11 protein-coding genes are annotated in these 12,750 nt (G+C 50.4%); 5 read left to right on the forward strand and 6 right to left on the reverse strand.

What is annotated here, in order from left to right:
- The first annotated feature begins 6 nt into the window (after positions 1 to 6).
- The 5 genes from DTHIO_RS06630 (at position 7) to DTHIO_RS19625 (ending at position 7,788) form a co-directional block, all read left to right on the forward strand.
- Complete coding sequence (locus DTHIO_RS06630) at positions 7 to 2,286, forward strand: glycosyltransferase (RefSeq protein ID WP_008869555.1); 2,280 nt, start codon at positions 7 to 9, stop codon at positions 2,284 to 2,286.
- 13 nt (positions 2,287 to 2,299) lie between these two features.
- Positions 2,300 to 3,061, forward strand: coding sequence for a sugar phosphate nucleotidyltransferase (locus DTHIO_RS06635; RefSeq protein WP_244156358.1), 762 nt, complete (start codon positions 2,300 to 2,302; stop codon positions 3,059 to 3,061).
- A 364-nt stretch (positions 3,062 to 3,425) separates the two neighbouring features.
- Positions 3,426 to 4,601, forward strand: coding sequence for a glycosyltransferase family 4 protein (locus DTHIO_RS06640; RefSeq protein ID WP_008869557.1), 1,176 nt, complete (start codon positions 3,426 to 3,428; stop codon positions 4,599 to 4,601).
- 56 nt (positions 4,602 to 4,657) lie between these two features.
- Positions 4,658 to 5,884, forward strand: a complete 1,227-nt coding sequence (locus tag DTHIO_RS06645) for a glycosyltransferase family 4 protein (protein WP_008869558.1) — start codon at positions 4,658 to 4,660, stop codon at positions 5,882 to 5,884.
- A gap of 227 nt (positions 5,885 to 6,111) precedes the next feature.
- Positions 6,112 to 7,788 carry an MraY family glycosyltransferase gene (locus tag DTHIO_RS19625; RefSeq protein WP_008869559.1) on the forward strand — a complete coding sequence of 559 codons (1,677 nt, stop codon included), beginning with the start codon at positions 6,112 to 6,114 and terminating at the stop codon, positions 7,786 to 7,788.
- Positions 7,789 to 8,001: 213 nt separating this feature from the next.
- Here DTHIO_RS19625 and DTHIO_RS06660 read toward each other — a convergent pair whose 3' ends face one another.
- From DTHIO_RS06660 to DTHIO_RS06685, 6 genes are all read right to left on the reverse strand, one after another.
- Positions 8,002 to 8,370: a hypothetical protein gene (locus DTHIO_RS06660; protein ID WP_008869560.1), complete on the reverse strand. Its 369-nt coding sequence runs from the start codon at positions 8,368 to 8,370 to the stop codon at positions 8,002 to 8,004.
- 61 nt (positions 8,371 to 8,431) lie between these two features.
- Positions 8,432 to 8,869 carry a hypothetical protein gene (locus tag DTHIO_RS06665; RefSeq protein WP_144311477.1) on the reverse strand — a complete coding sequence of 146 codons (438 nt, stop codon included), beginning with the start codon at positions 8,867 to 8,869 and terminating at the stop codon, positions 8,432 to 8,434.
- Positions 8,870 to 9,385: 516 nt separating this feature from the next.
- The gene (locus DTHIO_RS06670) at positions 9,386 to 9,925 is read right to left on the reverse strand and encodes a PIN domain-containing protein (RefSeq protein WP_492207315.1); all 540 of its coding nucleotides are present in this window, start codon (positions 9,923 to 9,925) and stop codon (positions 9,386 to 9,388) included.
- Positions 9,867 to 10,124 carry a UPF0175 family protein gene (locus tag DTHIO_RS06675; RefSeq protein ID WP_008869563.1) on the reverse strand — a complete coding sequence of 86 codons (258 nt, stop codon included), beginning with the start codon at positions 10,122 to 10,124 and terminating at the stop codon, positions 9,867 to 9,869. Before DTHIO_RS06675 ends, DTHIO_RS06670 begins: the two co-directional genes overlap by 59 nt.
- 632 nt (positions 10,125 to 10,756) lie before the next feature.
- The gene (locus DTHIO_RS06680; RefSeq protein ID WP_008869564.1) at positions 10,757 to 12,007 is read right to left on the reverse strand and encodes a type II toxin-antitoxin system HipA family toxin; all 1,251 of its coding nucleotides are present in this window, start codon (positions 12,005 to 12,007) and stop codon (positions 10,757 to 10,759) included.
- A 3-nt stretch (positions 12,008 to 12,010) separates the two neighbouring features.
- Entirely contained in the window at positions 12,011 to 12,232 is a 222-nt protein-coding gene (locus DTHIO_RS06685) for a helix-turn-helix transcriptional regulator (RefSeq protein ID WP_008869565.1), read from the reverse strand.
- Positions 12,233 to 12,750: the final 518 nt, after the last annotated feature.

A 12,750-nucleotide genomic window follows, 5' to 3' on the forward strand; every position in this document is an offset into this window, starting at 1 on the left:
TAAAATATGTTACGTTCTGACGTCAATGACTTAAAAAATCAGAGCTCTGAAGAAGAGACTCCTGAGCGGGAAATACTGGCCCTTCGTCGGCGTAAAAGCCTTTACCCGCAGACCCTGGAACAGATGAAAAATATCTGGCCTTTTGCCAAGCCCATGCCTGCTGGACCAGAAGATACCCGGAAAGCTTCTGTAGCCGTTGTGGTCAACTTTTCCCTCAAAACTTCCGGATATGAGTTCGTTTCAAGGTATACGGCCGAGCTTGTTTCCCGTTTGGTCCGGAACGGGGCGAAGCCGGTCCTGCTGGATCTAGCGAATGAACAGCGAAACGACAATACACGCATTGCAGTTGAATCCCTTTGGCCACAGGGATCAATCGTATATGAACAAGTGGAAGAGCCTGATGTTCCTCCCTCATATGGCCCCTTGGCCAGGACCGCCAGCATGGCGTATCGGCTCTATGAATGGCTCAAGAAACGCGACTTTGACGCTGTGCACGGCCCTGATAATTTAGGCGTTCTCAGCCTTTGTCTTCGGGCCAGACAACAGGGCATCGCCTTTGCAAAGACAAGATTCGTTGTGCATCCAGCAGATGCTCTTTTGCAAAAATGTCTGGATGAATATCAGAATCTCAACAATGTGCTCTCCCTGCCCAGAATATACATGGAATCGAGCAGTCTTGAGATGGCCGATACCGTACCCGTGACCGGCCGTTACGGCCTGCGCAGACTTCTGGAGGCCGGGATTAATCTCAGGCCGGGCCAGGTTGAACACTGCCCTATACCTCATGATTCCAAAGCAGCCAGAGAGCAATTCCAGGGGGTGCAGTCCGGGGAATTCCGCCGGGTGCTCTGTCTGCCCGGGGTTTCCAGGCGGGGAACAGCCTTGTTCTGCAAAGCCCTGAACCGCGGTTTTCCAGGGACCTCTGCTTCATTCGCCGTGGAATTTGCTGTTCCAGATGACTATCAAAAAGATTTGGCCTCCTATGCAAAGGCCCTGCTTTCAGGCCGGAGTGAGCAGACTGTTGTCAGATCCGTGCCGGACCGCAGATCGCTGGTACGCCTGTTGAGCGAGAACCCGGATACCTTATGCGTGTTCCCGGTTATTGACGAATGGAACATTTACCAGTTGATGGACCTGGCTGCGGCCGGGCTGCCGCTTGTGGCAGCGGATCAACACAAGGCCCGAGATCTTCTGGACGAAGAAACAGCAAAACATTCTACCTGCGCGCCTCTGCCCGATGCCATCGCCAGGCACATCCGTGAAGTACTCAAAGGCAGGGCATGTTATGCCCGGGTGCAGAGCGAGGGAGACCTTCCTGCATCATGGATCAGCCCCGGTGAACCGAAAACAAGCACCGAAGAACAAGGCGAGCCCCCTCTGGTTACCGTATGTCTCATGCATTTCGAACGACCTCACCTGCTGGAACAGGCCCTGGCATCGGTTGAAAATCAAGTTTATACCAATCTAGAGGTGGTGCTTGTTGATGACGGCAGCCTGAAGAAGGAGTCCATCCAGAAATTAGAAGAGCTCAAGGCCAGGTTCCAGGAAAAAGGATGGAACATCATACGGCAGCAGAACCGCTTTCTGGGAGCAGCGAGAAATACTGCAGCCATGGAGGCTCGCGGCCGGTATCTGTATTTTCTGGACGACGACAACATTCTAAAACCTCACGCCCTGGAAACCATGATCAGAGTTGCCGAACATATGCCTGCCGACATTGTGACTGCCCTGTCCGACGCTTTTGAAGGGGACACCCCGCCAGCCTCAGATGCCACTGCATCCAGAAGGATTATTCAGATAGGAGATGACCTCTCCTACGGCATCTTTCGCAATTCCTTTGGAGACAGCAACGCTCTGGTCCGCAGGTCTGTATTCCTGGAACTGGGCGGGAATACTGAAGACTATGCCGTGGGCAAGGATGATCAAGAATTTTTTGCCCGGGCGGTTCTCAGCGGCTGCAGGCTGACCATTGTTCCCGAAGCTCTTTACTGGGCGAGACAGATGTCAGCGCGCCTACGCACCCTGCACTTCAACCCCAGGGCCGGCCATGTCCGGGTCTGCCGGGCCTATCTGCCTCATGTTCCTCCCAAACTGCGTCCCCTTCTGTTATTATCCACCGGATTGATGGAAGAGTCTTTTGAAGGCAGGGATATTACGCTGCGGGGTTTTATTCTGCACAAGATCAAGCGCTTTGCCCGCACCCGCTTTGGAGCATGGCTGAGATTCGGCATCCTGGGACCTTTTCTTCGCTGGAGACGAGAATTGCGAATGAAAAATATCAGGTGAGTGATTGTTTATTGTGGATACCATGATCATCCCTGCAGCTGGATTCGGCACCAGGATGCAGGAGTTCACCAGAGGAAAAAGCAAGGAGCTTCTTGATGTTGGAGGCAAGCCCGCAATCCAGTACGCTCTGGAAGAAGCCGCAGCCGCAGGAATACGGGTTGTAGGCATAGTCCTTCGTAAGGGGAAGGAGGAGATCGGTGATTATATTATACACAGTAAAAAGCTGTCCTGGCTGAGAGAGAGTCTGGATCTTCATTTTTTCCACCAACAGACAATGAACGGTGAATGCGGCGCGATTCTAGCAGCTGGTGAAATCGTTGAGCACCGTCCGTTTATCGTGCACTATCCGGATAATATTATACTGAACAGTCAGGGTCTGGTGACCAACTCGCTGCGAAAGGGCTATATTGAACTTGGCTCGGACCTAGTCTCCCTGGTGGCCGCAGGAAAATGTGAAAATCATCCCAGTTCACAGCCCATGAGCATGGAACATGCATTTGATGAAGTATATCTGCTTGAGCCCAGGATGGAAACAAGGCATTTTTCGGCCGGACTGCGAACCGCTGGAGTATATGTTGCTTCTCCCACTTTTCTGGATGCATGCAGTGTTCTCTTGCAGAAAAAAGAAGACAAAGAGGTCAGAGACAGGGATGTTCACTGCCTGCTTGCAGAACAAGGTCACCAGATTTACGGGTTGAAGGTCAAAACCAAAATACTGGATGTAGGCAGTCCGAAGGGTTATCTTGAAGCCAGAAAACTCTTGGATGACAATTAGTTGTCTATTGTCGGAGCAGGACATGACAACCGCTTTCACTATGGCGGGCTATGCCCGCAACCCAATAAATAAAAGAGTTTTTTGACAGGATTAGCAGGATTAAGAGATTGATTAAGAGAAAAACATTTTTGTCCTGGCCGGAAGCCAGGCCAAAAGGTAATCACTCGCCTTTGGCGATGGCTAATGCAATCTGCGGCATCCGGCCGCTGATTGCTTATCCTGTCAATCCTGTTAATCCTGTTAATCCTGTCTAAGGCCTGCCACGCGTCCTGCCACGCTTCTTAGCGTGGTTCGCGTGGTTATTGTATTTTATGACAGGGCTTCAGGAGTAAGCCACTAATCAATACACCGGGATATAGTTGTTTTGCCAAAAATTGGTGTTTACATGGTCCATGCTGCGGATAAAACAGGTGAACCCCGAAGGCTGGCCAATCTGGTTAAAGGGTTGGCTGATATGGGAGTGTCTGTTTGTCCGATTGTCTCCACAAAGGGAGTGTGGAATCTTGAGTTTGAAGAAAGCGGTGCGCATTGTCTGAAAATTCCTCCTGGAACAATTCGGGAAAACATTTCCCTGAAAAAACTTAAAAAAAATCCGCTTTTGTTATTCCGTTGTACTGCTGATCTTGTCCGCAGCAATTTGTTCGCTTATCGCATAGTCAGGCAGGAACACCTTTCGGCAGTTATACTCAGAGCCCCGAAAGGACCGCTGTATATGGGTATCGGCGCTCGTGCTGCCGGAAGCAAAATTATATGTGATCTGGATTATGTTGCCACATACCGCATGCCGGTACGCCTGCTCACAGCATACGCAATACTGCTGAGCAGATTGGTAACTGCTCAATACAAGAAAACCCGAAAAGACCTCGGACTGCTTTCTCGGAGCATTTTGAGAAAAAAATCCTTCGCATCCATTTTGCCCGGAATAGACAGCGAACCTTTACGTTCTTACCGTGAAAAGCGCGATACCGGCTACAGAAGCCAAAAGAATCACCTCACTATATTGACCGCCGCAACAATTTTTCCCCGCAAAAACCAGCTGACCCTGGTTCATGCGGTTCAGCAGGCTGCCGCTGCCTGTCCTCAATACAGTTTAACCCTGATTTTATGCGGCCGTGTCAAGGACCGGGCATACGAAAAAAATATTCAAGACCTGATAAAAAAATCGCCTCCCAATGCACGCTGCCTGCTTCTAGGATGGCGGAACGACATCGGAGAAATTATGTCAGATGTTGATATATTTGCTTTGCCCTCTCAGGATGAAGGAGTGCCCAACTCTGTCCAGGAAGCGATGTACATTGGGCTACCGGTTCTTGCCGCTCCAGTGGGGGGCATACCGGAAATTATAAAGGATGGAGTCAATGGATGGCTGGTTCATGACAACAATGCCTACGGATGGAAAAAAGCTATTGTCAAGAGCATATCTCATCAGGAGTTAATTAAACAGATGAGCCTTAAGGCACAAAAAGACGCAGACGCATTCTTTTCCCACAGGGAGTGGGCTAAACGCTACTGGAAAACAGTGTGCGAATTGATTGAATAATGATTGTATACTCTTAAGCACGTTTTGTCTTCAATAATACTGGAAAATAAATATAAATGAAGTGGTTACAATCAAATTTAATTGTTATTTCCGCCAATACCTCCTGGTATATTTTCAACTTCCGCCTCCGAATGATCAGGGAGCTGATAAATCAGGGATTTGAGGTGGCAGTAGTCGCGCCTGAGGACGAATACTTGTCCAGGCTGGTGCAGGAAGGCTGCCGCATACTGCCTATAAATTTGCTAAGCAAGAGCATTAATCCTCTGGTTGAAATCAAAGCCATATACCAGTACGTGCGCATTTACTCCTTACTACGCCCTGCTGCAGTTCTGCACTTCACCCCGAAACCCAACATTTACGGTTCTCTGGTCGCGAAAATGCTTGGGATACCGTACATCAACAATATTGGCGGGCTGGGAACTGCATTTGCCGGCAATGGCTGGTTATGCAGTATGGCCAGAGTCATGTACAGATTTTCACAGCGATCAGCAGTAAAAATTTTTTTCCAGAACAAAGATGACCTGGATATGTTTATCCGTTGCGGCATGGCAAGACCGGAACAGGCAGAATTGCTGCCCGGTTCCGGTGTGGATCTGGAAAAATTCAATCCAGAATTGGGGGATTCAGGGGTTCATGGTAAGCTAACATGCAGGCAATCAAATGACAATAGTAATCAGCCTTTGCATGAAGGACAGGAATACCTTTTTCAGGCACCTGAAGACAATGTTGTTTTTCTCCTCATTGCCAGGCTGATATGGGATAAGGGAATCGGAGAATATGCTGAGGCTGCCAGGGCGATCAAGGCAAAGTATCCAGATGTTGAATTCATGCTTCTGGGATTCGTGGATGATAATAACCCCGGGGCCGTTCCGGAGAAGAGAATCCGGGAATGGGAGGCTGAAGGCATCCTGAAATGGGTGGGACGGCAGGAAGATGTACGTTTATTCATTGCCAGGACAGACTGTGTTGTTTTACCTTCTTACTACAGAGAGGGAACCCCTCGCTCTCTTCTGGAAGCGGCGAGCATGGGCAAGCCTTTGATCGCGGCCGATTCCGTCGGAACCAGGGAACCTGTTGAAAACGGAATAAACGGTTTTCTCTGCCGACCAATGGATGCCATGGACCTGGCTGCCAAAATGCAACTGATCATTGATATGGGACCTGAAAAAAGACTGGCCATGGGCATCCGCGGGCGCAAAAAAATGGAGAAAGAATACGACGAAAATATTGTGATAAAAAAATATATTGAAGACATAAAGGCTGTTCTGGTTAACCACCGATAATGAGGTGAATGCTATACTGACTAGATCCAGCATCACCTTGCAGGATGCCTATATTTTTTTCCGGAACAAACGGGAATCATGAGCGTTTGCAAAATCTCAACTAAAAATTACGGAAAGGCGATTCCCTGTCCTGCCCTGCAAGGCAGAGGAATGCGGTATTTTAATAACAATAAGGTCATCTTTTTTAGAACCCCGACCCTGATTCAAACCTGGATGAGACCTTCAATATGACCCTTAGCGACCACCAGGTCCAGGAAATGGTTATCCTGGGCCTGGTTTTTTTTGTTTCCCTGCTTATGGCGCTGTTCCTGACCCCGCTTTTTGACAGGGCGGCCTGGAGGCTCGGACTGACTGACAGCCCTGGAGGCAGAAAATCGCATGCCCGGTGTGTAAGCAGAGCAGGCGGACTGGCCATGGCCGGGGCCCTTTTTTTTACCCTGACTCTTTTGCTCAAATGGAACAGCCAGCTCGGGGCTTACTGGGCTGGAGCCGCAGTGATCATATCAGCCGGCGTGGCTGATGATAAATTCCGGCTGTCCAGCCGGGTCAAGTTCGCGGCTCAGGCCCTGGCCGTAACTGCATTCGTATATCTTGGCGGTATGCAGCTGCACAACCTGGGCGATATTCTGGGGTTCGGCCCCATTGAACCCGGCTGGGCAGCGCCTTTGCTCACCGTCTTCGCCATGGTGGGGGTGATTAACGCCTTCAACATGTCCGACGGCCTGGACGGCCTGGCTGCAGGGCTGGCCGGCATCGCCTGCCTGTTCTTCATCCCCTTTGCCTATGCCCAGGAAAGCTGGATCTATCTATTGATACTCACCGGCCTTTTCGGAACTCTCCTGGGATTTCTGCGCTACAACGTGCACCCGGCCAGGCTGTTCATGGGAGATTCCGGGAGCATGTTCCTGGGCTTTACCCTGGCTGCGGCCGCAGTAGTCCTGACCCAGGGGGAGATTACCGGGGTACAGGAATACGAGCCTGTTACCGCACTGATAATCCTTAGCCTGCCCATATGGGACACCCTTTACGTCATGACCAGACGACTGGTTAATGGAAACAATCCATTCAAACCTGACAGGCTGCACCTGCATCACAGGCTCATGGATCTGGGTATAAGCCATAATGTTACAGTAAGTCTTGTTTATTGCCTAATGTTCTTTATGGGAATAAGTGCCTGGCTGATCAGGCCCTGGCCGGAATGGGTCCAGTTCTACTCATTGCTGGGATTCTATTCTCTTTTTTACGGTGGACTGTGGTTCTGGGAAAGAAGGACTTCTGCGCCGAAAAAAACATACGCACCGAGGACAGGCCTGCAGGAAAAACTGCAGCCGCTAATGATTGCAAACTTCAGACAGAGAAAAAAGATTTTCATCCTGATCTGGGGCGGGTGCGCCTTGCCGGCCGTAATGATGCAGGGTTCTGGTCCCGGACTTTTGTACTACGTTGCCTTCATCCTTTTGTTCACCGGCTTTTACTACCCATGGAGGGGAGGGTCAAAACATGTGCCCATAGGGCACGGGCTCATGTTTTTCGGAATCTATTCCCTGCTGCTTGTTTACAATGCAGGCTTTGCCCACAGTGCCTGGTTTGAGCCGTATATGTGGTCCCTGGCCGGTCTTGCCGGACTCTGGACCCTGCTGCGGGTGCTGGATACCGTCAGGCTGCGGGTGCTGGTGCCCGGCTGCTTCGAGATACTGCTTCTGGGCGCTGCCGTAGTCTCTCCTGTACTCCTGCACTATTCCTTAGGCATAGATGAGCAGATACGCAGGTTTCTGGTTTTAAGCTTTGTGCAGTCCATTCCTCTTTTCTTGATGCTCAAGGCGTATCTGCGCAGGGACCAGACCCCCAACCGCAGGTTCATGCTTTATCTGATGCTGCTTTTTTTGCTGGTGGGGCTGGTTTGAGCATGGAGCATGGGGCGTGGGGCATAGGGCGTGGGGCATGGGGCCCCGGTGAAACCCCTGTCTACGACAGGGAGCCCTTTGGGCTGTTTCACGGGGCAGGCATGGGGCGTGGAGCGTGGGGAAGAGGAAGATTTTTTGGCACGGGAGGCATGGGGCCTCACACGGGCGGGCAGGGCCCGCTCACTGATGGGGGATGAACTGCTGGGACTATTTTTACATGAATCCAACCCCGATAATCACGGCGATAATGGCTACAAGCTGGGCGAAGAGGAGACCGGTGGTCCAGCGAATAATTTTCTGATTGCCGGCTGAGATTTCTTTGCTGGTTTCGGAACGCAGCTTCTCAATCTCCCTGATAAGCTCTGAGCGGACCTCTTCGATACGCAGGCGGGTCTGTTCAATTTCTTTTTGCAGGCGCAGCTCGGTCTCGCGCAGGCCACTGGCAGTAGCCAGGTCCTTCAGTTCAGGATAGCGGTCCTCCAGGCTCTCAAAGGCCTCAGCTATAATCCGGGCCCTGGCCCTTTCGTCCTCTGCTGCCAGAAGGCTGTCGTATAGATTTATTATGGAAGCTGCTCGTGTCATGCTTGTCCTTCCCGAATTGTCAATTTTTACATAAACAGCAAAATACAGGTTCTGTCAAGCATCATCCCATATCATGCAGCTTGCTGAAGGCCCGCTCCAGGAGATTTTCCAGTTTCTGCAGCTCGCTGGCCTTTTTCTGGGCGGCCAGGCCCAGGATCACCCGAAGATCTTCATGTATAGACGGTCTTAACAGTGTCAGACTGTAAGGACTTTCTTCCCTGCCCTCACCCTGATAAAGCCTGAAGTTTACATGGTTGACGTACATAAGCGCCAGGACTTTAAGCCAGTTTTCAGGGCGGCGGCACTTGATGCCCGGATAAGTGAGCCAGGCCTGATCAAAGGGATCCTGGTGCACCCTGAAGATAATCGGTATGGCGCTGTCAGGTCCCAGTCCCGCCTGAAGGGCATACTTATCCAGGTAATAAAACGGCCCTTCGATAATCCACAGGTACTGATCAAAGGGTTTTAGAGGTTCCTGGTGCTGCAGACTGCTTGGCATGTCTTTGCATGTACAATCCACCAGGCAGAGTTTACAAGCTTTTTTATAGCTCATTCGGTTCAAACCATGCGCAGCTTGGAAAAGGCTCAACGCCATGCTGACTGCCTGTTTGATCCAAGACGTAAGACAGTTTTATCTCTCGTCCGCCCCAGTTGAATACCTTTCAGGGTTGCTCTACGAGCAATTCAACGGGGTAAACTCGAAGACTCGCCCAGTTAAATACGGCGTAGCCGTAGACCGCAGGTCTATTTAACCCCAGTAAAACACCCCAGGGGGGGACTCCGGTTTTACGGGGCAGGCCGGGCGAGCTTGAAGCGCCCAGTTAAATCCTCTCCGAGGTGCTTGCGCATTTTATCACGCCAGGGCGTGACAGGCAGAGATCGCGGAGAAGAGAGGTCATTTTTTCATTCCTGCGAGTTGCAGCAATGAAAAAGGTCTGCCACCCCGGGCGGGGAGCCTGTTATTCTTATACACCGGCTCGGTGGATATGGATATTAAATCTTTTCTTCCTGGAGGTTATTCAGAAATTTTTTGGTATATTGTTGCCAAAAAATCAGGATCAACTCGAAGGCCGACTTCTCTTAGTTTGTTGATCTCGGGCTTAACAGCATCTATCACTCCCAATCGTTTGGCCATGACCAGCAACCCCACTGAGCCGATCAATCCAATATCAAAGAGTTTCGCACACTTCCGGGCCTGCAGGTCATCAAGAACAACTTTAGCCCCCACCCCTTTTTGCAATGCCAGACTCAAAACCTCGCTTTCACCCTGGCCAAGATCCCAGGCTGCAACATGGGGATTAATCTCATCGATAGATTCCTGCGACGTCTTTGAGCTGATTTCGAGTTCAGCAATATACTGGCCGATGGATCTTTTCCTCTCTACTTCCGCAACCACACTCTCAGGTATGATCCAGAAATCAGCCAAAGGCCCTACTATCCGCAAAAGATCAGCTTTTCCCAGCAAAATAAGCGGTGAGGCGTTGAGAATAAGAATGCTATTCATAACCGGCTTCTTGAAGAACTTCAGAGGATGTATACTGAAACGGAGAAACATTGAATTTGGACAGCTCCATCAAAAAATCCTCACGGCACAACCCGGCTATCTCTGCTGCCTTTTCCTGAGAAACATGGCCCATTTCATACCATTTTGCTGCTGCTGCAATCCGCATATCCCTCTGAAGCTCATGAGGTGTCTTGCGCAGAGCAGAAAATATGCCCACAGGCAATTCAAAGGATAGTGTTCTGGTTTCCATGTCAATTCCTCCTGTATCTTGGAACATGCTTGTTTTCAACGGATGCTGTTTAAGCCCTGATTATAAGCATAGTTGAACATTCCCATGATTTCACAATATAACCATTTTTACAACCTATTAAAGTCTTTTTTAATGAAAGTGACTCTCAATTGCTCTCACGTCCGCAAGTACACCACATTTCAAAGCCCTGGCGTGACGGGCGTGAGATGTTCTTTTTTGCCTCTCGCCCGCTCGAAGACTCGCTAGAGGCGCAGAGAGCGCAGAGAGAAGAGAGGGTCAATTTTTCATTCCTGCGAGTTGCAGTAATGAAAAAGGATCTGCCGCCCCAGCGGGGGGCATGTTATTCATAGCCCCCAACTCGGGGGATATGAATATTAAATCTCTTGCTGGTGCCTTGCTCTGCCTGCCCAGCCTGCCCCGTGTATCTTCTTCCAATACACTGGGGTGAAACCGGGTCCCCCAGTTAACTGGAAGAGAGTTAACCGGGTAAACCTTCCAGGGTGTTTCACCGGGGCGTCTCTAGGGCCGCTTCAACCCCGGGCGTGAGATAATCCTTCTCTTTTCTTCCCCTCTCTGAACCTCCCTGCTCTCCATGGCGAGAAAAAGTCTTCACTTTGAACGGTTTGATATGTTCAGTTTATTTCCTTCATGTTCCGCTCGGTTCTGTCTTTCACAGCACCAGCCAGTTTGCCCAGAAAAGTATGTGCAGATGAATGTTCGGCAAACCCTTCAAGTGCCGGATCGACAGCCTCCCGGACGGCCTGACAAAAAAGACCGAGTTCATCCAGGACGAACTTTGGTTTAAGATCAAGTTCTTCGGCCATTCTGCACCAATGCCTGTTCATCAACCATTCCGGCCTGTTCTCTCCTCCGATTTTCATGGCCAGCTTCCGGCTCAGTTCCTGGTACATAAGGGTTGAAATCAAGTCGTAGAACGGGGCGAGCCTTGGCGCCTTTCCCTGGTCATAGAGAAGGGAAAGGTTTTTAGCGTGAGCGTCCGCATTGCCCAGCAGGACATTAAAAAGAGTCCATCTTAAAAGAAGCATCAGGTCTCTGGCAGGAGAAGCACTGTGTCTGCGCAAAAGATCTGAACAGTCTTTCAGGCCCGGCCCCCCTTCAGCCTCATACTTGATCTCGGGCGATTGGCCAAGTGCCTGACAGAAATCCTCCTGATGCACTCTGCGGATTTCCTCATAGTCCACCAGGCGATCATACCGGGCTACCAGCAGAGCATGGTTACTGCCTAAATTTAAGACAGTACACTCAGGAGCAGGAAGCCCGGACGCTCTCGCAAGAGCCATGCAGAAAGCCTCATTAAAAACCGTACGTTTCAAATGGGGGATGGAAGGTTTAAAAATGTGAGTGCTTGGCGCTCCACCTACAGGAAGGTAAAAGGATTTGCCGTCAAAGCGAAGGGGAAGCTTGTCCTGGGCTCCTGCCAGGGAAAGTCGTAAGCCATCTTCGCCTGCCAGCAGAGGACGTTTTGGAAGGTCGGCAGCAATTTTTTCCAGTTCCAGGGCACTCAACTTCCGGTAGGCTTTTTGTCTTTCCGGCAGCAGAGCCCCCTCGGGGTACAGGCTGATCGCTCCGGCACAATCACCTCCCAGTTCCCTGAGCAGGCTGAAAATATTTTCTGTAGACAGGCCAAGCTTTGCCGCAACCCTGTCCCTGACAGAGCCTTCAGGCAGGATATTGGCAAAGAAAAATTTCACTGCATCGCCGGAGTTTGTTACATCCTGCAGCGGAAGAGATACAGACAGGGGTATGGAGTGAGGATCCCGGAGCCATTCAGGGAAGTATCTGAAATGGTACGTCCTGTTTTCGCCCAGCCATAGTTTTCCCGTCAAGGTTTCATTAAAATAGACCAGCAAAGACTCATCCATGGCCTATTCGCCTCTTTTCTTTACAGCCAGATAAAGGCCAAGGCCATCCAGGACTTTAAACAACTTGTCCAGACGGGCCGTAGGCTTTCCTCTTTCCAACTCCCCCACGAAACGCACTCCCACTCCGGAAAGTGCGGCCAGCCGGGCCTGAGTCAGTCCGTCAGCTTTTCGTTTTTCGGATATTATCCGGCCAATCTTCCTGGTATCTTCAACTGGTTGGGTCATGAGGTTTCTCGGCCATCCCCATGGGGTATAAATTGTTTGTCACGAGCACTTTAAGATCAAAATAATCCTGATCGGGTCGAATTAGCCTATGAAGGTTTGAATTGCAAGCAAATATTCCTGATCGGGATTATAGGTTGGAGAGAAGAAGTCTTTTTATCTCTCACCCGCTCTCCCGCTAAAAGCGGGATCGCTTGAGCCACAGAGCTTGGGAGAAGAGAGAAGTCTTTATTTTTCATTCCTGCGAGTTGCAGTAATGAAAAAGGGTCTGCCGCACCAGGCGGGGAGCTTGTTATTCATATACACCGGCTCGGTGGATATGGATATTATACCTTTTCCTCTTGTCTTCTCTTCCTCAAGCCTTGCTCTGCGGCTCAAGGGCCGCTTCGGCCCGGGCGTGAGATATTTTTGTTGACATTGGTTCCATATCTGGTACCATTCTGGTGATGGACGTGAGGGGACGTATGGGAGTAAGTCTAAAACTCTTACACTTACATACTTGCATACTCCCATACCCCCAT

It is taken from the genome of Desulfonatronospira thiodismutans ASO3-1 (assembly GCF_000174435.1).
GTDB classification, from domain to species: Bacteria; Desulfobacterota; Desulfovibrionia; order Desulfovibrionales; family Desulfonatronovibrionaceae; genus Desulfonatronospira; species Desulfonatronospira thiodismutans.